Origin of the sequence: Pseudomonas prosekii (assembly GCF_900105155.1) — a bacterium.
Classification (GTDB): Bacteria; Pseudomonadota; Gammaproteobacteria; order Pseudomonadales; family Pseudomonadaceae; genus Aquipseudomonas; species Aquipseudomonas prosekii.
Genome location: NZ_LT629762.1, coordinates 4,816,718 through 4,839,527 on the forward strand (window position 1 = coordinate 4,816,718; position 22,810 = coordinate 4,839,527).

Annotated in this window: 17 protein-coding genes; 13 read left to right on the forward strand and 4 right to left on the reverse strand. The window is 52.7% G+C overall.

Going from position 1 to position 22,810, the window contains the following annotated elements:
* Positions 1-24 precede the first annotated feature (24 nt).
* From asnB to BLU01_RS21980, 10 genes are all read left to right on the forward strand, one after another.
* Positions 25-1,950: an asparagine synthase (glutamine-hydrolyzing) gene (gene asnB, locus BLU01_RS21935; RefSeq protein WP_092279431.1), complete on the forward strand. Its 1,926-nt coding sequence runs from the start codon at positions 25-27 to the stop codon at positions 1,948-1,950.
* Between the two features lie 24 nt (positions 1,951-1,974).
* The gene (locus tag BLU01_RS21940; RefSeq protein ID WP_092279433.1) at positions 1,975-3,117 is read left to right on the forward strand and encodes a glycosyltransferase family 4 protein; all 1,143 of its coding nucleotides are present in this window, start codon (positions 1,975-1,977) and stop codon (positions 3,115-3,117) included.
* Positions 3,114-4,358, forward strand: coding sequence for a glycosyltransferase family 4 protein (locus tag BLU01_RS21945; protein ID WP_092279435.1), 1,245 nt, complete (start codon positions 3,114-3,116; stop codon positions 4,356-4,358). Before BLU01_RS21940 ends, BLU01_RS21945 begins: the two co-directional genes overlap by 4 nt.
* A complete protein-coding gene (locus BLU01_RS21950) occupies positions 4,355-5,212 on the forward strand; it encodes a dTDP-4-dehydrorhamnose reductase family protein (protein ID WP_092279437.1) in 858 nt (285 codons plus the stop codon). Before BLU01_RS21945 ends, BLU01_RS21950 begins: the two co-directional genes overlap by 4 nt.
* A gap of 33 nt (positions 5,213-5,245) precedes the next feature.
* On the forward strand, positions 5,246-6,256 hold the full coding sequence (locus tag BLU01_RS21955) for a nucleoside-diphosphate sugar epimerase/dehydratase (protein WP_092279439.1): 1,011 nt from the start codon (positions 5,246-5,248) through the stop codon (positions 6,254-6,256).
* Positions 6,249-7,376, forward strand: coding sequence for a non-hydrolyzing UDP-N-acetylglucosamine 2-epimerase (gene wecB, locus BLU01_RS21960; RefSeq protein WP_092279441.1), 1,128 nt, complete (start codon positions 6,249-6,251; stop codon positions 7,374-7,376). Before BLU01_RS21955 ends, wecB begins: the two co-directional genes overlap by 8 nt.
* A gap of 19 nt (positions 7,377-7,395) precedes the next feature.
* Entirely contained in the window at positions 7,396-8,358 is a 963-nt protein-coding gene (locus tag BLU01_RS21965) for a UDP-glucose 4-epimerase family protein (protein WP_408003123.1), read from the forward strand.
* Positions 8,359-8,423: 65 nt separating this feature from the next.
* A complete protein-coding gene (locus tag BLU01_RS21970; protein ID WP_092279445.1) occupies positions 8,424-9,449 on the forward strand; it encodes an MraY family glycosyltransferase in 1,026 nt (341 codons plus the stop codon).
* Positions 9,450-9,551: 102 nt separating this feature from the next.
* Positions 9,552-11,546 carry a polysaccharide biosynthesis protein gene (locus tag BLU01_RS21975; protein ID WP_092279447.1) on the forward strand — a complete coding sequence of 665 codons (1,995 nt, stop codon included), beginning with the start codon at positions 9,552-9,554 and terminating at the stop codon, positions 11,544-11,546.
* A gap of 112 nt (positions 11,547-11,658) precedes the next feature.
* On the forward strand, positions 11,659-11,994 hold the full coding sequence (locus tag BLU01_RS21980; protein WP_092279449.1) for a ComEA family DNA-binding protein: 336 nt from the start codon (positions 11,659-11,661) through the stop codon (positions 11,992-11,994).
* Positions 11,995-12,592: 598 nt separating this feature from the next.
* On the opposite strand, the gene tnpC is transcribed toward BLU01_RS21980, so the two are convergent.
* The 3 genes from tnpC to BLU01_RS21995 form a co-directional block, all read right to left on the reverse strand.
* Positions 12,593-14,137, reverse strand: coding sequence for an IS66 family transposase (gene tnpC / locus BLU01_RS21985; RefSeq protein ID WP_092271806.1), 1,545 nt, complete (start codon positions 14,135-14,137; stop codon positions 12,593-12,595).
* Between the two features lie 16 nt (positions 14,138-14,153).
* Positions 14,154-14,513 (reverse strand): IS66 family insertion sequence element accessory protein TnpB, encoded by a 360-nt coding sequence (tnpB, locus tag BLU01_RS21990; RefSeq protein WP_231987099.1) that lies wholly within the window; start codon positions 14,511-14,513, stop codon positions 14,154-14,156.
* An 85-nt stretch (positions 14,514-14,598) separates the two neighbouring features.
* A complete protein-coding gene (locus BLU01_RS21995) occupies positions 14,599-16,368 on the reverse strand; it encodes a calcium-binding protein (protein WP_092279451.1) in 1,770 nt (589 codons plus the stop codon).
* 285 nt (positions 16,369-16,653) lie between these two features.
* Between BLU01_RS21995 and BLU01_RS22000 the strand changes: the two genes are divergently transcribed.
* The 3 genes from BLU01_RS22000 to BLU01_RS22010 are packed head-to-tail and all read left to right on the forward strand — an operon-like array spanning position 16,654 to position 21,123.
* Entirely contained in the window at positions 16,654-18,396 is a 1,743-nt protein-coding gene (locus BLU01_RS22000; RefSeq protein WP_092281694.1) for a type I secretion system permease/ATPase, read from the forward strand.
* 13 nt (positions 18,397-18,409) lie between these two features.
* On the forward strand, positions 18,410-19,732 hold the full coding sequence (locus BLU01_RS22005) for an HlyD family type I secretion periplasmic adaptor subunit (RefSeq protein WP_092279453.1): 1,323 nt from the start codon (positions 18,410-18,412) through the stop codon (positions 19,730-19,732).
* On the forward strand, positions 19,729-21,123 hold the full coding sequence (locus tag BLU01_RS22010) for a TolC family outer membrane protein (protein ID WP_092279455.1): 1,395 nt from the start codon (positions 19,729-19,731) through the stop codon (positions 21,121-21,123). The genes BLU01_RS22005 and BLU01_RS22010 overlap by 4 nt, the downstream gene beginning before the upstream one ends.
* A 153-nt stretch (positions 21,124-21,276) precedes the next feature.
* On the opposite strand, the gene BLU01_RS22015 is transcribed toward BLU01_RS22010, so the two are convergent.
* A complete protein-coding gene (locus BLU01_RS22015; protein ID WP_092279457.1) occupies positions 21,277-22,557 on the reverse strand; it encodes a GNVR domain-containing protein in 1,281 nt (426 codons plus the stop codon).
* Between the last annotated feature and the right edge of the window lie 253 nt (positions 22,558-22,810).

The following is a 22,810-nucleotide window of genomic DNA, read 5'->3' on the forward strand; positions in this document are numbered from 1 at the left end:
TTTCACTGGAGTGAGAGCGTAGGTATGTGCGGAATTGCGGGAGTTGTCGGGTGGAAATTGGATCAGCAGGGCGCCGTTGCCGTTGGCAAGATGGTGGATGCGCTGATACATCGCGGGCCCGATGACGGAGCAGTTTGGTCAGATGCCGATAATGGAGTTTCGCTGGGTCACCGGCGGCTTTCTATTTTGGAACTTTCGGTACATGGCAGCCAGCCAATGGTGTCCGATAATGAACGATTCGTTATCGTTTTCAATGGCGAAATTTATAATTTTAATGAGTTGCGCCAAAAGCTGATTAAGTCTGGGTCAACACGTATTTGGCGTGGGCACTCTGACACGGAAGTGCTTTTGGCTGCCATCGAGGCGTGGGGCGTACAGACAACGCTCGAACATTTGGTAGGCATGTTTGCTTTCGCTGTCTGGGATAAGGTTAGCAAAACAATTACATTGGCCCGTGACCGGATGGGGGAAAAGCCTCTCTATTACGGTATTGTCGGTAACCGCTTCGTGTTCTCTTCCGAATTGAAGGCGGTCAAGGCCGCATTCGGCGGCGACCTCCGTATTGATCGGCATGCACTGGCAAAGTTTGTCAGGTATGGCTACGTTCCTGCCCCCGAATCAATTTATGAAGGCATCAAGAAATTAGAGCCAGCGCATTATTTGAATGTTGACTCTCTTTCTTCCGTGCATACACCTGTTTCATACTGGTCGCTACCGAAATCCAGTGCATTAAGGGATGAGTTATTCCATACTTCCGATAAGGAAGTGGTCGACATTGTTGGTGAAAGACTTTCGGCCGCTGTAAAGTCGCAAATGATTGCAGATGTTCCGCTCGGCGCATTTCTGTCTGGAGGTGTGGATTCAAGCCTGGTCGTCTCGCTGATGCAGTCGCAAAGCACTGCAAGCATCAACACCTATACGATTGGCTTCAATGAGCCTGAATTCGATGAGGCTCCTTACGCGAAGGCTATCGCCAAGCACTTGGGGACTAATCACACTGAGTTTTACCTGAGCGCAGATGACGCTGTTTCGATCATTCCGCATTTGCCGGAAATATACGACGAGCCTTTTGCCGACTCATCTCAGATCCCTACTATTCTGGTCTCCAGGATGACAAAGCAGCATGTATCGGTTGCGTTGTCCGGAGACGGCGGCGATGAGCTTTTCGCTGGATATCCCCGTTATCAAATTACTGCCGGACTGTGGGCACGCATAGAAAAACTGCCATTGCCAACGCGCCGAATCATGGCTTATTCACTTCGGTCGCTTTCGTCAAAAGGTTGGGACAACGTTTGTTCTATTTTGCCGGGCAGCGTACGAACTAAAGTTAATGGCCGGCGAATCTACAGAATGTCCGAACTGCTGGCCTCTGAAAATCTGGCGCAGATGTACACCGGTTTGATGTCCCAGTGGCAGCCAACTGACAACGTAGTGTTGGGTATTAGCGGTCAAGATCAGGGCGCTGTCTCTTGGGAATCCGCGGACGACTATATTGAGGAAATGCGTCGGTGGGACGTCTCTCAGTACTTGCCTGACGATTTGCTGGTTAAAGTGGACCGCGGTGCGATGAGTGCGAGTCTCGAAACCCGAGCACCGCTACTCGATCATCGAGTCGCGGAACTGGCATTTTCTTTGTCTTCATCCCAATTGATCAAAAATGGGGTCGGGAAATGGCCGCTTCGTGAGCTGTTGAAACGGTACGTGCCTACATCGTTCTTCGACAGACCGAAGGCTGGTTTCTCCATTCCGCTGGCGCAATGGTTGCGTGGCCCGCTCAGAGAATGGGCGGAGGAGTTGCTGGCTGAAGAGCGAATCAAAAGAGAGGGCTATTTTGATTGTCAGAAAATTCGCTCGGCATGGCTCCAGCACCAGAATGGAACATATGATCGTGGTCTTCATTTGTGGAATATCCTGATGTTCCAGTCTTGGCTTGATAAAAATAGTCGCTAATTTATATTGAGCAATAGGTGTTCTATGAAGATAGTTTTCAACGCGCTCTCTGCCCGTCTTGGTGGAGGTCAGACATATCTGATCAATCTTTTTCAGTTCGTACCCGTCAACGAGGATCTTGAGATTCTCGTTTTCGCCCCAGCGTCACTCAAGTTGCCGGACCACCCGAGGATCCGTCGAGTCGAACCCGCTTGGCCCACAGAGAATCCGATTGTGAGGGCTCTTTGGGAAAAGTGGGTGCTGCCCGGCATCTTGAAGGCTGAAAAAGCCGACATCCTGTTTTGTCCCGGCGGTGTCGTTGGAACTCGTGCGCCCGCAGGCTGCAAAGTTGCGACGATGTTTCGAAACATGATTCCATTTGATCTGCGCGTGCGTAAGAGTATCCCGATCGGGCTGCAGCGCTTTAGAAATTGGTTGTTAAATCGCATTATGCTCAGGAGCATGTCGAAAGCGGATTTGACGATCTTTATCTCTAACTATGCACGAACTGTGATTGAGTCGCTGACCCAGGTTAAAAATGCCGTTACCATACCTCACGGAATTGGTTCGGTATTTAGAACTCATAGCGGTAGCACGGATCGTCCTGATTTTTTGCCCGTAGGTGAATACATTTTATATGTGTCAAGATTTGATGTTTACAAGCATCATTTTGAAGTCGTTAACGCCTTTTCCAAACTGCCTCAGGAGCTTCGTCAACGATTTCCATTGATACTTGTAGGTGAAACTAACCTGCCGGAAGCAGAACGCGTCAAATCGCTGATTTCGACGCTGGGCCTTGAAAAACAGGTGCTTCTCTTGGGCGCTATTCCCTATCAGAGCCTTCCTCCGCTGTATCACCACGCCTATCTGAATCTCTTCGCCTCGTCCTGCGAGAATTGCCCAAATATCCTTCTAGAGGCGCTCGCTTCTGGCAGGCCGATGATTTGTTCTAATGTCATGCCAATGCCGGAATTTGGAGCGGACGCCGCACTTTATTTTTCGCCATTTGATTCGAAGGATATAGGGGAAGTCCTGTCTAAGGCATTAACAAGTCCGGATCTGTTGAAGACGCTATCCGTCGCAGCTGTCGCGCAGAGTGATAAGTTTGACTGGGAAAGCACCTCAAGGAAAACGTGGTTTGAGTTGCTGGCCTTGGCCGAGCACCAAAAACAGGTGGCGGACAGATGAGAGTTCTCGTGGTGTCGCAATATTTTTGGCCAGAATCTTTTATTATTAATGATCTGGTCAAGAATTTATCTGCTCAGGGACACGTCGTAAAAGTTCTTACCGGGAAACCGAATTATCCGGATGGAGTTGTGTTCGACGGCTACAGTGCTTCTGGATACCAGGAGGAAAACTACGAGTCTTCGGTCAGTGTTTGTCGCGCACCGCTTAGACCTCGTGGTTCATCAGGCGCAAAAAATCTGCTGTTGAATTATTTGTCGTTCATTGTAAACGGTTTGAGGTTTTACCCGGGTGCGGTCAAAGTTGATCGTTTTGATGCGATCTTTGTATTTGCGCCATCTCCGATTACCTCGATCATCCCGGCGATCTATCTGAAGTGGAAACTCAAGAGCCACTTGGCTGTATGGGTCCAGGATCTATGGCCAGAGAGCTTAAGTGCAACGGGCTTCATAAAGAACAAGGCAGCGTTGCACGTCGTGGGCTGGATGGTGAAGGGCATCTACGCATTCGTCGATACGCTGCTCGTTCAGTCAAGGGCCTTTCGTGAACCGGTTGCCCGATACGCTGATGCTGGCAAAATTGTGTATTACCCCAACTCTTATCAGGATTTCGCGCCTAGTACTGAAGAGCCTCGGATTCCAGCGCCACTACTCGAAGAACTCGATAATCACTTCTGTCTCGTTTTCGCTGGAAACCTGGGGACTGCGCAGTCGGTCGAAACCCTCGTTGACGTGGCAGACAAACTTCGCCATTTATTCGGGCTCAGGATTGTGCTGGTCGGCAGCGGCAGTATGTCGAACTGGATTGAAAGTCAGAAGCAATCCCGCGGATTAGAAAACCTTATTCTTGCCGGACGTTTTCCAGTTACCGAAATGCCACATTTTTTCAATCGGGCCGCCGGATTGTTGGTGACGTTGAAGCAGGATGAGGCGTTCTCCTATACCATCCCCAGTAAAGTCCAGGCGTACCTGGCAGCAGGGAGGCCGATCATTGCCGCGCTGGATGGCGAGGGGGCTCGCGTCATTCAAGAGGCAAGGGCTGGTCTGACGAGTCCGGCGCAAGATGCCGAAGGTATGGCAAAAAGCATCGAACAATTTTTCCACATGAGTTCGGATGAACGGGAATCGTTGGGGCAGTCAGGGCGAGCGTACTACCTTGAGCATTTCGAAATGGAGCGGCAAAGCCAGCGCCTGGTCGAAATTCTCAGTAGCAGGATCAATGAATTGAAAGGTATGTCGAAATGAAGGTTCTTGTGTTAGGTGTCACCGGAATGCTGGGTAGCACGGTGTTCAGGCAATTCCATGGAAACCCGCACTTTGAAGTGTGGGGCACTTTGCGCAACCCGAGTGGCGCAAAATACTTTTCTGAAGAGAGCCATGGTTCGCTAATCAGTAACGTTGACGTGCTTGACCACGACTCGCTGGTTTCTGTGCTGGCGCGGGTCAAGCCGGACGTCGTTATAAACTGCGTCGGACTGATCAAGCAGCTGGCTGATGCCAAGGATCCCCTTTCAGCGTTGCCTATCAATGCCATGTTGCCGCATCGCATTGCCAAATTGTGCGCACTGTCCGGTGCTCGCCTGATTCATATCAGTACAGATTGCGTGTTTTCCGGCCGCAAGGGTTTGTACACTGAAGAGGATATCTCCGATGGGGAGGACCTCTACGGTAAGTCGAAGTATATTGGTGAGCTGCGCGCTGAACCGAACGCCGTCACCCTTAGGACCTCCATTATTGGTCATGAGTTGGGAAGCCAGTATTCTCTGGTGGATTGGTTCCTGTCCCAGAACGGGCCTGTCAAAGGCTACGAAAAGGCTATTTTCTCGGGACTGCCGACTGTGGAATTGGCGCGTGTCATTCGCGACTACGTGATACCGAATCCAGGGCTCAAAGGCCTTTATCATGTATCGGTAGCACCGATTGACAAGCTGTCTCTGCTGAAACTGGTGGCAGAAGTCTACGGAAAGGAAATCGATATCATCGCTGACAGTAATGTTGCTATAGATCGTTCGCTGAATTCATCAAAGTTTCAGTCTGCAACCGGTTACGTTCCACCTTCATGGTTGGAATTGGTCAAATCGATGCGCGCGCTGCGTTGATCATTAAATTCAATCAAGTTTGGGAAGGTTACTATGTTCGATAATAAAGTTTTGATGATCACGGGCGGTACAGGTTCGTTTGGTCATACGGTGTTGAAGCGCTTTCTTGATACTGATGTAAAAGAAATTCGCGTATTCAGCCGTGATGAGAAAAAGCAGGAAGACATGCGTATTGCCCTGTCGAATGACAAGGTAAAGTTCTATATCGGTGATGTGCGCGATCGCGATAGCCTGACTCAGGCAATGGTCGGCGTTGATTACATTTTTCACGCGGCGGCATTGAAGCAAGTGCCTTCCTGCGAGTTCTACCCGATGGAAGCTGTGCGTACGAACGTCATGGGCACCGAAAACGTTCTGAATGCGGCCATCGCATCCGGCGTAAAGCGCGTTGTCGTGCTGAGTACCGACAAGGCTGTTTATCCGATCAATGCCATGGGTATTTCCAAGGCCATGGCTGAAAAGCTCATGGTTGCCAAGTCGCGAATGATCCCGGAAAACGGTCCTGTAATCTGCGCAACCCGTTACGGTAACGTCATGGCATCGCGCGGTTCCGTGATTCCGCTGTTCATCAATCAACTGCAGAATGGTGAGCCACTGACGGTCACCGATCCGAACATGACGCGCTTCCTGATGTCGCTTGAAGATTCCGTTGACCTTGTATTGCACGCGTTCGAGCATGCGGAGCAGGGCGACATCTTCGTTCAGAAAGCACCGGCATCAACCGTTGCGGACCTGGCGCAGGCACTCAAGGAACTGTTCTCCCGCGATAACGCTGTCAAGGTCATTGGCACCCGTCACGGTGAAAAACTCTACGAGTCGCTGATCTCCCGCGAAGAGATGGCCAAGGCCGAAGACATGGGGCGTTACTATCGCATCCCGTCGGACAATCGTGATCTCAACTACAAGAAGTTCTTTGTTGAAGGCGAGCAGGAGATTTCCGACCTGGACGATTACACCTCGCACAATACTGAACGTCTCGATGTTGAAGGCGTGAAGAAAGTTCTTTTGAATCTGGAATACATTCAGGAGAAGCTTGATGCTTAAGGTCATGACGCTGGTCGGTACGCGACCAGAACTTATCAAAATGAGCCGCGTCATTGCTGAACTTGATAAGCAAGTTAATCACGTACTGGTTCACTCGGGTCAAAACTATGACTTCGAGTTGAATCAGGTATTTTTTGATGAACTCGACATTCGCAAGCCTGATTATTTCCTGGGCGCCGCCGGCGATACGGCGGCAAAGACCATCGCCGAAGTGATTTCCAAAGCGGATGAGGTATTTGAGACCGAGAAGCCTGATGCGCTTCTACTTTACGGTGATACCAATACTTGCCTTGCCATCATTGCCGCCAAGCGCCGCAAGATTCCGGTATTCCACATGGAAGCGGGCAATCGCTGTTTTGATCAACGCGTGCCCGAAGAACTGAATCGCAAGGTGCTCGATCACCTGAGTGATATCAATATGGTTCTTACCGAGCACGCCCGACGTTACTTGATCGCCGAAGGGATTCGTCCTGAGACCATTATCAAGACCGGTTCGCACATGGAGGAGGTGCTCGACTACTACATGCCGAAAATCCTCACGTCCGACGTACTGGTTCGCGAGGGCCTGGAGCAGGACAAGTTCTTCATCGTCAGCGCACACCGTGAAGAAAACGTCGACACGCCGGAAAACCTTCGCGATCTGCTCAAAACACTGCGATCCCTGGCCGACAACTACCAGTTCCCGATTATCGTTTCCACGCATCCACGTACTCGCAAGCGTCTGGAAGCCATCGGTGAATCGCTGGATCATCCGTTGATTTACTTCTCGAAGCCGTTTGGCCTGCTGGACTACATCAAGCTGCAGATGTCGGCGTTTTGCGTCTTGTCTGATAGCGGCACCATTACTGAAGAGGCCTCTCTGCTGAACCTGCCTGCCATTACCATCCGTAATGCGCACGAGCGTCCAGAGGGAATGGATGAAGGGACGCTTATCATGAGCGGCCTGAAAGTGGACGGTGTGCTGGATGCCGTGCGGGTGGTGACCAGTCAGCATGATCGTACTCAGCGCGTCATTCCGGTCGTACGGGATTACCAGGCAGGTCCGGTATCAAAGCAGGTAGTGCGGGTTGTATTGAGCTACACCGACTACATCAATCGTACTGTCTGGTCGAAATCCTGAGCGGCGTCGAGGTTTGAAAATGCGTGTTTTATTGACAGGTGCTACCGGCTTCGTTGGTCGTGCGGTATTGGGGCGGTTAGCGGCCTCTGACGATCTGCAAGCGGTGGCAGCCATCCGTGGGGACGCCTTGTCTGACTGCCCGCCGCACGTTTCGACCGTTCAAGTAGCCGGACTCGAGGATGGTACCGATTGGTCGCAGGCATTGAATCAGGCGGACGTTGTCATTCATGGTGCGGCGCGTGTCCATGTCATGAATGACACCGAAGCCGATCCACTGGAGGCGTTCCGCAAGGTAAATGTCGAAGGCACGCTGAGCCTCGCTCGACAGGCCGCGGGCCTGGGCATTCGTCGCTTCATATTCATCAGTTCGATCAAGGTGAATGGCGAAGGCACACCGCTCAATGAGCCTTATGTTGCCGACGCAACCCCCGCGCCGGCCGACCCGTACGGCATTTCGAAAATGGAAGCCGAGCAAGGGTTGCGTGAAATCGCAGGCGAGTCCGGGATGGAAGTGGTGATCATCCGTCCCGTGCTCGTTTACGGTCCGGGTGTAAGAGCCAACTTTTTGAACATGATGCGCTGGCTCGACAAGGGCATTCCGCTGCCGTTCGGGGCTATCCATAATCGGCGCAGCCTGGTTGCACTGGATAATCTGGCTGATCTGATCGTAACCTGCATCCGTCATCCGGCTGCGGCGAATCAGACGTTCCTCGTGAGTGACGGGGAAGATTTGTCCACGACGCAGTTGTTGACGCGGATGGCTCAAGCGCTGGGTAAACCTGCCCGTTTGTTGCCGGTGCCGAGCGTGTTGCTGGAGCGAGGCGCGCAGCTTTTAGGCAAGCGGGCTCTGTCGCAGCGGCTGTGCGGTTCGTTGCAGGTCGATATAGCCAAAACTCGTGAGTTGTTGGGCTGGACTCCTCCGGTCGGCGTCGATGAGGCGCTTGTATCGGCTGCCAACTATTACAAGGATAGGCAGCGTTAAGCTGGCTAATGACAGCGCTGGTTCAATTGCAGAATTGATTTTGGCTGTTTTCAGGAAGTTGAACTTTGAACACAATATGGTTGTTGGCTGTAGTGGTTGGTGTTTCATTTTTGGGCACCGGTGCCTTACGTAAATATGCCTTGGCACGCAGTTTGATAGATGTTCCCAATGCACGCAGTTCTCATTCGGTACCGACCCCTCGGGGCGGAGGTGTCGCCATCGTCTTGAGCTTCCTGATCGCACTGCCGATCCTGGCCTGGACAGATGCAATCTCCTGGTCGATGGCCCTGGCGCTGCTTGGCGCCGGCGGCTGGATTGCCATCATCGGTTTTCTTGACGACCATGGGCATATTGCCGCCCGTTGGCGTTTGCTTGCCCATTTCGGCGGTGCCATCTGGGCATTATTCTGGATAGGTGGGATGGCCCCGATCAATGTGTTCGGTCACACATTCAGTCTGGGGTGGTTTGGGTATGTCTTCGGGGCTTTCTATCTGGTATGGATGCTGAATCTCTACAATTTCATGGATGGTATTGATGGTCTAGCGAGCATCGAGGCGATTTGTGCTTGTGTCGGTGCCAGCCTGGTCTATTGGCTCGCCGGCGATGCCAGCCTTGCTATCGCCCCGCTTGTAATGACAGTGGCCGTGCTCGGTTTCCTTATCTGGAATTTCCCTCCCGCGAAGATCTTCATGGGCGATGCCGGAAGTGGTTTTCTGGGAATCGTGTTGGCGGTGCTGTCGCTTCATGCCGCCTGGACTGATCCGCTTTTTCTGTGGGCATGGCTGATTTTGCTGGGCGTCTTCATTGTAGATGCCACCTTTACCCTGATTCGGCGCCTGCTGCGTGGGGACAAAGTCTATGAAGCTCACCGCAGTCACGGATATCAGTACGCTTCGCGAAAATTCCGCAGCCATAGCGCGGTCACAGTAGCAATAGCCGCCATTAACATGTTGTGGTTGGTGCCGGTGGCTATATTGGTTGTCATGCAATATCTCGATGGCGCGGTGGGATTGTTGTTGGCTTATTTGCCGCTAGTGTTGCTGGCCTTTAAGTTTCACGCAGGCGAGTTGGAAATCGCGGGCAATGCCTGATGGTGGCTTGGCTATTGAGTGTTGCTTCATCCGCAAGTGAGATACCGAAAGCTGCAATTGCTGTATCAATGCTAGGAGCTTCGAGAGGTGTTTAGAGGGGTTATGGATAAGATTCGGGCAAAGTTGTTAAGTCTGCCAAGACGACATAAACGCATTCTGCAGGTGCTGACTGATATTTTGCTGGTCTGGTTTGCTCTGTGGATGGCGTTTGTTGTGCGTCTGGGATTGGACGAGATGGTCAATCCATTCACTCAGCACCTCTGGCTTTTAGTCAGTGCGCCTGTAGTGGCAATTCCTCTATTCATTCGGTTTGGCATGTACCGCGCGGTCATGCGTTATTTCGGCAATGACGCGCTCATCGCCATTATCAAGGCAGTCACGTTATCGTCCTTGATACTGGGCGTCGTGGTCTACTGGTACAGCAATCACCAAAACGTCGTTCCTCGTTCGATCATTTTCAACTACTGGTGGCTGAGTTTGATCATGATCGGCGGATTGCGCCTGGCCATGCGCCAGTATTTTTTGGGTGACTGGTTCAGTGCCGCTCAGCACGTCCCGTTTACCAACAGGGATGATGGTTTACCGAAGGTCGCTATTTATGGCGCGGGAGCCGCCGGCAATCAACTCGTTGCCGCCCTAAGGATGGGGCGAGTAATGCGCCCGGTGGCTTTTATCGATGATGATAGCGGGATCGCAGACAGGGTTATTTCCGGGTTGCAGGTGTACAAGCCTAAACATATCCAGCAGATGATCGACAACACGGACGCTCAGGAGATTCTCCTCGCTATTCCTTCATCCAACCGTGGTCGCCGTCGCGAGATTCTTGGTTTTCTCGAAGGCTTCCCTCTGCATGTTCGAAGCGTCCCGGGTTTTATGGACCTGGCGAGTGGTCGGGTCAAAGTCGATGACATTCAGGAAGTCGACATTGCTGACCTGCTCGGTCGTGACGCGGTCCCGGCCCAGGCTGACTTGCTGGAGCATTGCATCACGGGGCAGTCAGTGCTGGTCACAGGGGCTGGAGGGTCCATTGGGTCTGAGCTTTGCCGCCAGATTCTGGCGCTACGCCCCAAAACGCTTTTACTGTTTGAGCACAGCGAGTTCAATCTATACAGCATCTTGTCCGAATTGGAGCAGCGGATCGCGCGCGAGTCATTATCGATTCGTCTTCTGCCGATTCTGGGGTCAGTACGCAACCAGGACAAGTTGCTGGACATCATGAGGTCCTGGCATGTAGACACGGTGTATCACGCGGCAGCCTACAAGCATGTGCCAATGGTCGAGCATAATATTGCCGAAGGCGTGCTCAACAACGTGATCGGCACGCTGAATACGGCTCAAGCTGCACTTCAAGCGGGCGTTGCCAACTTTGTATTGATCTCGACGGACAAGGCCGTGCGTCCTACCAATGTGATGGGCAGCACCAAGCGCCTTGCCGAGTTGACGCTGCAGGCGCTCAGTCGAGAGTTGGCGCCCGTGTTATTCGGCGACTCGACCAACGTTTCTCGCGTGAACAAGACCCGATTCACGATGGTGCGCTTTGGTAATGTGCTGGGCTCATCCGGCTCGGTCATTCCGTTGTTCCACAAGCAGATCAAGTCAGGCGGCCCGCTCACTGTCACGCATCCCAAGATCACTCGCTACTTCATGACCATTCCCGAAGCTGCGCAACTGGTGATTCAGGCAGGATCCATGGGGCAGGGCGGCGACGTGTTTGTCCTGGACATGGGCGAGCCAGTGAAGATTGTCGAACTGGCCGAGAAAATGATCCATTTGTCCGGCTTGAGCGTGCGCTCGGAAAAAAACCTGCATGGCGACATTTCTATTGAGTTCACTGGCCTGCGCCCGGGTGAAAAACTCTACGAGGAGTTGCTGATCGGTGACAACGTGGCGGCCACTCAGCATCCGATGATCATGAGTGCCAACGAAGATCATCTGCCTTGGGATGTTTTGAAGGGCAAGCTGACCGAATTGCTCAATGCGGTTGATCTGGACGATTATGCGCGTGTTCGTCAACTGCTGCGCGACACTGTCAGTGGCTATACCCCCGATGGCGAAATCGTCGATTGGATCTATCAGCAGCGTCGTTTGGAACCCTGATTGTTTCATATCCTGTAACGAACGCATTTTTGACAGCTCTGCAATATAGCCTAAGTTTAAAGAGCAGCTTCGGAAAAGCTGCTTTCTCAAACGATGTCATGGAGCTTTACTTATGCGTACAGGCTATTTCTATTCCCTGGTTTTTGCCCTTCTTACCAGCGCCTCCATAGCGGCTTTCGCTGCGCCAGCATCAAAGCCCGAGACGGTCAATGCTCCGCTCGTGCAAGATGTAGTCGCCAAGTCGCAATCAGCAAAGGTTGATCTTAACAGTGCTGATGCACCCACGCTGCAGCGTGAGTTGGCGGGGGTTGGTGAGGCGAAGGCCAAGGCAATTGTTGCATATCGTGAGAGTAATGGAGCGTTTGCGTCTGTGGACGAATTGCTGGAAGTGAAGGGGATCGGCAAGGCAATCCTGGACAGAAATCGCGAAAAGCTTGAAGTGAACTAAGCGTGTAATTGAACGATAAAGGCCGATCAGTGATCGGCCTTTTTCTTTAACGTGTCTCGCGCAGGAAGACCCTGGGGTCTGCATCCCATTACTCTGGCGGTTAGGCGGTAAACGCTCCATGAACCCCACACTCAAAGTCACCACCTGATCCCAGACGCGGTGCGCCATATTTCTATACCTGTGGCACATAAATAGCTCACCTACCATTTTGCTGGCATAAAAATGCCAATGTTTAGCTATTTTAGTGGCACAAAAATGTCAAAGTTTGGTTATTTCAATGGCACAAAAATGCCAAGACCAGGTATTTCAGGTGGCACAAAAGATGCGCGCTATTTCTGTGGTATTTAAATGCCATTTCAATGCCACGGAAATGCAGAAGCACGCCCTATCTGTGCTCATGTGAGCCATTTTGGACCTGTACCGGGGGTAGGATTATTTTTGTACCGGGGGTAGGATTTTATATTTTTACAGGGCTTTGGAGGCCCAAAAAACGTACCGAGTCTATTACGTGCTGGGTGGATTTGGCGGTACACCAAAGGATGTCGAGGCTTCCCTAGCATACGATTCGATCCACTCACCCCACGTTTAGGGTTCAGGTTTAACGTGATATCTCTGGCGAGCAGTTCCACGGCAACAGTGCCTCATAGTCTGCCACCGACTGCGCATGTGGTAACTGCTCCAGTACGTGGCGTAGCCACGTATAAGGCTCTTGGCCGTTGACCTTGGCGGTCTCCACTAGGCTGTAGATCTGAGCACTGGCAGTAGCGCCTTTGGCCGTGTCGCTGAACAGCCACGCCTTGCGACCGATAACAAACGGCTTTATCGCGCGTTCCGCCGCATTGTTGTCGATCGGTAAAAACCCGGCCTCCACGTAACGCTCCAGCCGGCTCCAATTGTTGGCAAGATAGTTAACCGCCTTGCCCAGCACACTTTGCGGCGTCACTTGGGACTGAGTTTTATCCAGCCAGCTTTTCAACTGGGCTAGGATCGGCAGGCTCTTTTCCTGTCTGCCGATAAATCGTTGCTCGTCACTGACGCCCTTTAGTTCACGCTCGATGCCGTACAGCTTGTTGATCATCGTCAGGGCGATATCGGCACGTCCCGCCTTGCCCTTGGGCTGTACCTTTTGAGCATCGACAAACTTGCGCCGCACATGGGCCATGCACGCCAGACGTTCCACTCCGGGCTGTAATGCCAAGGCGTTGTAACCCGCGTAATCATCGGTCATGACGTAGCCACGATAACTTTCCAACAGGCGCAACGGCACTTCCTGCGCACGGCTGGAGGTGTAGTCAAACAGCACGACTTTTCGAGCCGGCGGCCCGCTGGCTTGCACCCACATCCAGGATTGGCTGGTTGGGTCTCGATCCGGTTCTTTAAGTACCTGGACGCGGGTTTCATCACAGTGGACGACAGGGCTTTCCAGCAACCGATCCCGCATCAGATTTAATAACGGTTGCAAGTGCTCGCCGCACTGGATGACCCAGCGCGCCAACGTTTGGCGAGGGATGTCCACACCATGACGGGCAAGTACGGTTTCAAATCGGTGGAGCGGCAGGCCGTCGACGTATTTAGTGGTCAACAACATCGCCAAGACACTCGGACTGGCCATGCTCTTTTCGATCAACTGAGCCGGTTTGTCAGCAGTGACCGGCGCCGCTTCACAACCACGACACCCGTAGACTTTGCGGATGTGTTTGATCACGCGGATTTGCATCGGCACGATATCCAGCTGCTCGCTAGTTTCTTCGCTGACGACATGCTTGCGGCAACCACAGGCACACGTCAGTTCGTGCTCGGGAAGTTCGTGGATGACTTCGATGCGCGGCAGATCAGCAGACAGAGGCTTGCGCTTGCCACGACGTGAAGTCGGAGCAACAACTTCTTCGTCAGCGTCGCCGATTGAAGGCATCGGCTCGCTTTCGGGCTCGTTGAACAACGCCAGTTGAGGGGTATTGGGTTCAACGGTCTGCTCGGATTTGCGACCGAACAAACGGTCGCGCAGCAGCTTGATCTGTTCTTTCAGATCGACGATATGAGTCTGGTATGCCTCAGCCGTTACCTGCTGACGACTGAGTGCCTCAAGCAACATTTGCTTGAGCAGAACAGGGTCGTCAGGGAGGTCTTCGGGCATCAAATTCATGCCCGGATTATACCCGTCAGGCGACGAATCTTGGCGTTAAAACCTTGTGTGGACGGTTGCGCCAGAGATCAAATCCATCCAGTAGCCAGTTCAGTTCTTGGACGGTCAGCACGATAGCCTCGTCCACCTCTTCGGGTGAAGTCTTAAAACGCTCGGACTCCAGGCGCTTGAGCCAAAGGCAGAAGCCGTTACGCTCCCAGTACAACACTTTGACCCGATTACGGTGGCGATTCAGAAAAACAAAGAGCACGGGGTCAAACACCGCGACCTTGATATCCAGTTCGACTAGCGCAGCTAGGCCATCAATGGACTTTCGAAAATCTACCGGCTTTGGGTAGAGGTACACTTTTTCAACGCTGGCATTGGGACGCATCATGGTGATGGACTCCTGATGGAAATCGGGAGGACAGCATCAGCCGTCAGCTATCCGCTTGGAATGTGGGGTTCATGGAGCGGATACGTTAGGCGAAGTACAGATCGCTGTCGTTCAACAGTGTGGTCTGCCCGAGCAGCGTGATGTTGCCACCGTGACCGCCATCACCTGCGGTGTCGAACGTTACGACCAGACCATCCGATTGGAGCGTTTGCGTGACTGCCTTGGCTGTCGTCCAACCATAGATGTACAGGATATCTTCACCTTGTTTGAAATCCTGGATGGTGTCCGAGCCTGATCCTGCGTTGAATACAAAGATGTCCTGGCCTTTGCCACCAATCAAAAGATCGTTGCCCGTTCCGCCGACAATGAAGTCATTGCCACCACCACCAACCAATACATCATCACCATCGTGACCATACAGTGAACAGCTGGCATCCGAGTGAGACTGGATGATGTCGTTGCCGCTGTTTAGCCCGGTAACACTGCCGGCGAGTTCGGCACCCAGAGTGCCGGTGTAGATAATCTTGTCTGCGGTATTGGTGCCAGTGATTTTTTCTGCGTAGCCGGATCCCGGGTTCGCAGCGACTGCTGATGTATTGAATCCCTTTAGCGGGTCCGCGTTGAACAAAAAAGTAGCGTCGCTGGTCGTGAGCAGGGAAGTTCGGCCTTCAATCAACATCCCCCCATCAAAGCGCGCATCTCCATCAGTGTCATAACGAAGATAGACGCCATCAGCAGTCAACTTTTGATCGACTCTTAAATTGAATTCCCGTTCTGAAATTTGCGTACGCCCTGTACCACCGGTACCGGTGACGCTGAGGAACAGCAATTGGTCGGCTCCGATTCCGAAGCTCTCGATGGTGTCGTTAAAACCGTCACCCTTCGCGAAAGCATACTGGTCTGCACCGCCTCCGCCAGACAAGTAATCATCACCCGTCCCGCCCACCAGGAGATCGGTGTATTGCCCGCCAATCAATACGTCGTTACCTTCATTGCCGTAGAGTTGGCCGGCAGAAAGGCGCAGGGCGAGGGTGTCATCACCAGCCCCGCCTATGAGAGATGCTAGAATAGGCAGGTTTGTAACGCCGTCATACGAAATGAAATCTGCGGCGGACGTCCCGGTTATTGTGGCTCTGCCGTTGGCAGTGATGGCATCACTATCCGTAAAGTGCTTGATGTCGAGGTTGCCGGGCATACTTTCTACCGTGTAGTTAAAGACACCATTGAGCGCATTCGCAATGCTGTCCAACAGGGTATCGCTCAAACTGTCATTACTGGTGTAGAGCGTATTCTCCGAAGTAATCATCTGCGCCGCATAAAGATTGGCCTGTCGAAGGGGGTCCGCGCCGGTTGATGCCCACCCGCTTCCATGCGCGTTATTAGGGATAAAGTATTCGACGTCATCAGCATTCATCATGTCCATGACACCGACACGTTCGCCCGTGCGAATATCGGTGTAGTAAACATTATAATCAGCGTCCTGGATTTCCCACTTGTTGGATGTGGTGTTAAAGATCTCAAGGTACGTGTGGCCTTGAAAGAAACCCTGACTGTCTGAATAAGTCCAAATAGACCGTTTTTGCAAACCTAACTCCGCGCACAGCCCGCTGAACACGTTGACGATATTGCCGCACAACAGTTCCGGGCGTTCGGCAGTGGGATCACCCGTGATGGTCTTGTAGAGTTGCTCGGCGACATAAAAAGGGTCATTGCCATGAACGGCCCACCAGTCACCATCAGAGTGAGTGGTATTACTCGACAATAATTCGCGTGCGGTGTCTTGAAGCAGCATGCCGGTTGCAGCCGACTCTTGCCGGATGATATCGGCGATTAAAGCAAAATAATTGGTCAACATGAATTCCCCGGATTTTGGGTGGCCTTGCCCTGTGTTTGAATCCTTCCGTGGATTTTCTGATGGCCTGAGTTCCGCGTATCTTACAGCTCTTCGGGGTATGTTAAAGAGCCAGCATTCATTTTCCTGTAACAATCCCCGGCCACCTCTCTGGCTCGCCCGACTTTGGGAGTCTGTCGCTGCAGGCAATCAGAAGGCCGGTTATTTGATTCAGCAAGCGATGCCAGAGTGGTACACTCGCGCGCCTCCAAAAACCTATTAACATTACCCTTTGGCAATACCGAGATGATGCGCAGTACATCCGAAAACAACCTGCAAGCAGCCTTGAAAGCCTGCAGGAGCAGTTTCATGTCAGTGGGTTTTTTCAGTCTTTTCATAAATGCGCTGATGTTGGTCCCGACCTTCTACATGCTCCAGGTCTACGGGCGGGTGGTCACGGGCGGGAGCCTGACGACGCTGGCCATGCTGACTATCATCATGACCCTGTTGCTCGTAACGATGGGGCTGCTTGAGTGGGTTCGCTCGCGGATCATGATTCGGGTCAGCACGAGGCTTGATGTGCTGCTCAGCCAGGATGTGTACAAAGCCAGCTTCAAGCGGGCACTGGACAGCGGAGGCATAGATGCTTCGGCCCAACCGCTCAATGACCTGACCGGGCTGCGCCAATTCATGGCCGGTAACGGTCTGTTCGCGTTTTTTGATGCTCCGTGGTTACCGATTTATATCGCGGTACTATTCCTGTTTCACCCTTGGTACGGCTGGGCTGCCATTGGCTGTGCGGTGATTTTGCTGGCGCTGGCCTGTATCAATGAGAAGTCAACGGGCAAGGTTCTGGCAGAAGTTAATGCTCAAAGCATCGGCGCGACACTTCATACCACTAAGAACTTGCGCAATGCTGATGTGATCGAATCCATGGGCATGCTGGACTCCCTTATTTCGCGCTGGAGTCTGCGGCACAAGAACGTGCTGTTGTTGCAATCGCGAGCGAGCGATCGCAGCGGCATGATCACGTCGATTTCCAAAACCTTCCGTCTGATCGTGCAGTCGCTGATTCTGGGCCTTGGTGCCTATCTGGCGGTCAGCCATGAGATCAGTCCCGGTCTCGTGCTCGCCGGTTCAGTGCTGTTGGGCCGTGCGCTGGCACCGTTGGATCTGATAATTGGCAGTTGGAAAGGCTTCATCGCTGCCCGAGCACAATATGCGCGCCTTGACAGCATTCTCGACCAGCAAAAAACCGATCCCGAGCGCATGCAACTGCCCGCGCCGACAGGTCATTTGACGGTGCAGAACCTCGTGCTCGGGCCCCCGGGTTCAAAGACTCCGATCATCAAAGGCATCAGCTTTAGCGCACCGGCAGGTGCGACGATTGGTATCGTCGGCCCGAGCGCCTCGGGTAAGTCCACAATGGGTAAGGCTTTGATGGGGGTGTGGAGACCGCTGCAGGGCGTGGTTCGCCTGGACGCTGCGGACATCGCCAACTGGAATAAAAGCGAACTGGGACCTCATCTGGGCTATTTACCGCAGGACATCGAATTGTTCGAAGGCAGTATCAGCGACAACATTGCGCGCTTTGGTGTCGTTGACCCAGACAAAGTGGTGCTGGCTGCCAGGACCGCGGGTGTTCACGAAATGATTCTGATGCTACCCAATGGCTACGACACGCTGATTGGCGTAGGGGGCATGAACCTGTCGGGTGGTCAGCGTCAGCGCATCGGCCTGGCCCGCGCCATCTATGGCAGCCCGCGGCTCATTGTTCTTGATGAGCCGAACGCCCACCTCGATGAAGTCGGCGAACGCGCACTGGCATTGGCGCTGCAACAAATAAAATCGACGGGGGCGACAGTTTTCGTCATTGCCCATCGCACCTCGATTCTGGCCCAACTTGACCGTTTGCTGGTGATGAGCGCCGGCACGATCAGCCTGTATGGCCCGCGTGATCAGGTTCTCGAACAACTCAGTGCCCATTCGTTGGCCGCCCAACACAAGCCCGGCGTCAAGGCCGGCGCAGACGCTGCTTCGAGCAGCGTTTGACAGGAACCTATCGATGACCCGCACGCTCGCCACTGCCACCCATACTTTCGCCGATTTGCCCGTATCTGACGGTTCAATACGCCGGGCAGGTTTTTTCATCGTGTTCGTGACGTTTGGCCTGTTTGGCGGCTGGGCGGCGTTGGCCCCGCTCGATGGCGCAGCTTATGCGCCTGGCGTAGTGACCGTGCAGACTTATCGCAAGACGGTGCAACATCTGGAAGGAGGCATCGTCAAGGATCTGCTTGCCCATGACGGGTATATTGTGAAGAAAGGCGATCCGATTATCGTTCTGGATGATGCTCAGTTGCGCTCCGAATACGAGATGACTCGCAGCCAGTTGATTGCCGCCAAGACCATGGAAGCGCGGCTGCTGGCGGAGCGCGATAACCTGCACACCATCCCGTTCCCGAACACTACAGATTCGGACACTCAACGCAGTATTGAAGCCCGCCTGGGTGAGACTCAAGTGTTCAGTGCACGACGTAGCTCCCGGCTGGGGCAGATCTCGGTCCTGCAAGAGCGCATTGGTCAGTTGAACCAGCAAATCAAAGGGACCGACGCGATGATCGGTACCAAGAGCAATCTGCAGGAATCCTACAGCGGCGAAATCGCCGAGTTGAACGAGTTGCTCGCCCAGGGCTTTGTCGACAAACAGCGCATGCTCGAACAGGAGCGCAAACTGGATTTACTGAAGTCTGAAGTGGCAGATCACCGCTCGACCAACATCAAGACCAAGTTGCAGATCAATGAAACCCAGTTGCAGATACTGCAAGTTGACAAGGACTTCAGCGCTGACGTCACCAAACAATTGGCGGAGACCCAGACCAAAGCCTACGACTTGCAGGAAAAAGCCGCGGCGCTGGAAGATCGCCTGAGCAGGGTGGTTATTCGTGCCCCGGATGACGGGATGGTGATCGGCATGACGGTTCACACCATCGGCGGTGTTGTACGTGCCGCGACCCCTTTGCTGGATATCGTGCCGTCTATTTCTGACCTGGTCGTCGATGCGCAGGTCGCTCCGAACGACATCGACCGGATAGCGATCGGTAAATTGGCAAACATTCACTTCAGTGCTTTCAACAGCGCAACGACACCGGTCATTGAAGGTCGGGTGACGAGTGTTTCGGGCGATCGCTTGCTCAATGAAAAAACCGGTGCGCCATATTATCTGGCCCGGATCAGCGTGACCCAGGCCGGCGCGCAGAAACTCGGCGATCGCAAGTTGTTGGCCGGCATGCCGGCGGACGTGTTGATCAACACAGGCGAGCGCACCATGCTGCAATATCTGATGCAGCCAGCGCGTAACGTTATCGCCCAGTCGATGATCGAGGAATGATCGTTCTCCTGTTTCCCTGTGTAGTGCTGGGCGCGCTGGTATTGCCGGCTCACGCATCCGACCCCAGGCTTGCCCAGCCCTCAAGTAGCGCACCACGCACGGCCTCTGTCAGCAAACAGAATTACTCGGTTGACTTGATGCAGTTGTACCGCGAGTCCCGCCTCGAAGATCCCAGGGTTATAGCGTCTTATTCCAAGGCACAATCGGGTGTCGAACAGGAAAATCAGGCGTTTGGTAGCCTCCTGCCTTCGGTGACAGCGAATGCAGGTTTCAACCGTATCAAGCAGACTAATTTGCAGGTCGACGAGGCTTACAACAGTCGCAACTATACGGTGGGGCTGACCCAGCCTTTGTATAACAAGGCTGCCTGGGAAAACTACCAGCACTATAAAAGCCAGGCCAAACAAGCGGACTCCGAGTCCCGGGAAGCGCAGGCAGAAGCCACCGTCGATCTGGCGCAGCGTTATTTCGCCGCGTTGGCTGCCGATGATGAACTTGAATTGGTGCAGGCCGAACGCAGGGCCACCCAGAAGAACTTGGCCATGGTCAGTGCGCTATACAGCAAACAGTTAGCGATGATCACCGACCTGCTGGATTTGAAATCCCGGGTTGACTCGCTGGCTGCCCAGGAAGTCGATGCGCGTAACCGGTCAAGACTGAGTCGCGTAGCGTTGGCGGAAATCATCGGGCGTCCAGTCAACGAGAAACTGAGTCGTGTGCGTAATGATGTCGAGTTGAAGGTATCGGCCGGCAGTCTGGAGAGCTGGGTGAACCTGGCGATCACTGAAAATCCTTCTATCATGGCAAGTGAAAGTGCTCAGGAGGCAGCAGAGGCTGCCCTGCGTGCCGGTAAGGGCGGGCATTATCCGACAGTCAATCTGAACCTGAGCGCGCAACAGACCAATGAAGGCTACAACAACTCGTTGGCACCTCAGACCGACAGCTTCGTCGCCGGGGTGGGGGTGCAAATACCGATCTACATTGGTGGTTCAACGTCAGCGCGGGTAAGGCAGCTGTATCAGGATCTGCTCACGGCAGAGCAGCAATTGGTCGCGACACGACGCCAAGTTGTCAAGGAGCTGACGAACTCATACCTGACCGCAGACTCCAGCGCGGAAAAAATACGCGCTAACCATAATGCGTTGGCCTCGGCCGAACAATCGCGCATCGCGGCAGAAAAAGCGTTCACGTACGGCGTAGTTAACGCTGTAGATGTTTTGACCGCCGTGCAGAATGAATTCAAGGCGCGTCGTGATTTGCTCAAGACGCAATACGACTTCATCACTAATCTTTTTATCATGAGCCGGTGGGCAGGGAAGTTATCTGAAGAAAGTGTCGAAAGTGTCAATGCCTGGTTGGGCAGTAATGATAGCGCCGACATGTTTCAATGAACGCAGCCTAAATAAGTAGCGACAAACTTTCAAACAGCAAGTTTTATCAAGACAAGTCTCGCTGTCGCTCCAAAAAACATACTTTGAGGAGCGACAGTCAGGCCGAGGTTAATGGTCTGCGGGTTGCAGCGATAATCTATGCTGTTTTACCGGTTACCGACGAGCGCTGTGGAATGAAAGTATTGCGCGTCGAAGAATAGCGATACCCATGCCGAGTATAAAGCCGAATATCAGACCAAATCCGACAATGAGGGCTTTCTTCGGTTTAATCGGGCCTTGAGGTTCTGTCGCATCTTTATCGACGAGTCCCAGATCAAATTGATCAAAGTCGACATTCATTTGTTTCAAGTGCGTCAGTTCGCCACGGATGTCGGCAAAGTCTTTCAAGAACAACTCAGGGCTGTCGCGCTCCTTGAGAAGTGCAGCTTCGCGGTTGACGGTCAGCAGGCTGAGTTCTTTTTGAATTTCATCAATGCGCGGCTCAGTGAAGTCGTCGGAACGGCGAGTTTCAAGAGTGGCTCGCTCCGCTTCCAGCGCTGCTTGTCCCAGGAAATACAGTGGGATTTTCTGATTATTCACTTCTGTGCGGATCATACTTCCTTGGTGAGCCTGATCCCCGTCCCCCAGCGCCGAAGGGGTAGTGGGTTTAACAATTCCGAGTTTCTTTGCAATGACGATGGCCTCGTCAAGTTCTTTGATACGGTTTTGTCTGCGGCTTTGCAGTTGCTGACGAAGCGCTTTAAGTTCGTCTTGAAGTAACTGTTTTTTAAGCCGATCTTTTTCTAGCAGGTTAGCGATCTTCGAGTCTTTTTCAGCTTCATAAGTGGATTTTTTAGACTCCAGTTTTTTATCTAATTGGGTGATACGGTTGGCAATAAGTGTTTTAAGGCTGGTAGAAATTTTTTCCTTTTCACTCTTGAGGACGTAATTAGTAAACTCTCTTACAATGCCGACGCCATCGACCCCTTTAGGGTATCTGAGACTGAGTCCAATGGTTTCAGTGAGGCTGGTACTTTTCTGTGGATCAACTCGGTCAATCAAAAATGCTTTTTCATTAAACTTTTCAAATGTTTCTTCGATGGGTTGCCCCGGTGCTTGCAAGGGGGCAAGGAACTGTGGATTGGCTTTAAAAAATTTCAACCGGACATCGTAAGACTGCATTGACGATCCCACACGTGTCAGCGCATCTTTTGGCAAAATTTTATAAAGCCCGGATTCGTTTAGTTCGTCTAGGTCCGCCATTGCGACAGGCCGGATGCTGGTCTCTACTTCATATTCAGGGGTGGCCCAGACGGTATAGGCAATGGCGGCGGTAACAGTTAATGCAGTAAACAATAAAACAATAGCCCTTTGATCCCATAGGCCATTAATAAGTTCTTTTACTTCGACCACTTCGTGTCGGGATTCATCAATTGTAGTTACTGGAATGTTCATTGAACGCTCAAAAAATTCATCGACAGCGGCTCCAAAAAATTCCTGGAAATTACCGTCTTGCAGGTAGAAGAAATTAATACCGGGTTACATTTTCGATTTTCCAACATTTGTTGACAAACAGCAAGAGTGAGAAGCAGTCGCAGATGCATGCTCAGAGTTGCGCAGGTCGCGCTTCATGCAGGGCCAATAACGTTGAGTTTAAGGGCGATTCCTCTGTCCGGATTTCATTAGCGAGGGGTTTCAACGTAAACGC

What these genes read in the sequence shown, in the direction of transcription:
- asnB (WP_092279431.1), top strand. Translation starts at nt 25, where the DNA reads ATGTGCGGAATTGCGGGAGTTGTCGGGTGGAAATTGGATCAGCAGGGC.
- BLU01_RS21940 (WP_092279433.1), top strand. Translation starts at nt 1,975, where the DNA reads ATGAAGATAGTTTTCAACGCGCTCTCTGCCCGTCTTGGTGGAGGTCAG.
- BLU01_RS21945 (WP_092279435.1), top strand. Translation starts at nt 3,114, where the DNA reads ATGAGAGTTCTCGTGGTGTCGCAATATTTTTGGCCAGAATCTTTTATT.
- BLU01_RS21950 (WP_092279437.1), top strand. Translation starts at nt 4,355, where the DNA reads ATGAAGGTTCTTGTGTTAGGTGTCACCGGAATGCTGGGTAGCACGGTG.
- BLU01_RS21955 (WP_092279439.1), top strand. Translation starts at nt 5,246, where the DNA reads ATGTTCGATAATAAAGTTTTGATGATCACGGGCGGTACAGGTTCGTTT.
- wecB (WP_092279441.1), top strand. Translation starts at nt 6,249, where the DNA reads ATGCTTAAGGTCATGACGCTGGTCGGTACGCGACCAGAACTTATCAAA.
- BLU01_RS21965 (WP_408003123.1), top strand. Translation starts at nt 7,396, where the DNA reads ATGCGTGTTTTATTGACAGGTGCTACCGGCTTCGTTGGTCGTGCGGTA.
- BLU01_RS21975 (WP_092279447.1), top strand. Translation starts at nt 9,552, where the DNA reads ATGGATAAGATTCGGGCAAAGTTGTTAAGTCTGCCAAGACGACATAAA.
- BLU01_RS21980 (WP_092279449.1), top strand. Translation starts at nt 11,659, where the DNA reads ATGCGTACAGGCTATTTCTATTCCCTGGTTTTTGCCCTTCTTACCAGC.
- tnpC (WP_092271806.1), bottom strand. Translation starts at nt 14,137, where the DNA reads ATGAATTTGATGCCCGAAGACCTCCCTGACGACCCTGTTCTGCTCAAG.
- tnpB (WP_231987099.1), bottom strand. Translation starts at nt 14,513, where the DNA reads ATGATGCGTCCCAATGCCAGCGTTGAAAAAGTGTACCTCTACCCAAAG.
- BLU01_RS21995 (WP_092279451.1), bottom strand. Translation starts at nt 16,368, where the DNA reads ATGTTGACCAATTATTTTGCTTTAATCGCCGATATCATCCGGCAAGAG.
- BLU01_RS22000 (WP_092281694.1), top strand. Translation starts at nt 16,654, where the DNA reads ATGCGCAGTACATCCGAAAACAACCTGCAAGCAGCCTTGAAAGCCTGC.
- BLU01_RS22005 (WP_092279453.1), top strand. Translation starts at nt 18,410, where the DNA reads ATGACCCGCACGCTCGCCACTGCCACCCATACTTTCGCCGATTTGCCC.
- BLU01_RS22010 (WP_092279455.1), top strand. Translation starts at nt 19,729, where the DNA reads ATGATCGTTCTCCTGTTTCCCTGTGTAGTGCTGGGCGCGCTGGTATTG.
- BLU01_RS22015 (WP_092279457.1), bottom strand. Translation starts at nt 22,557, where the DNA reads ATGAACATTCCAGTAACTACAATTGATGAATCCCGACACGAAGTGGTC.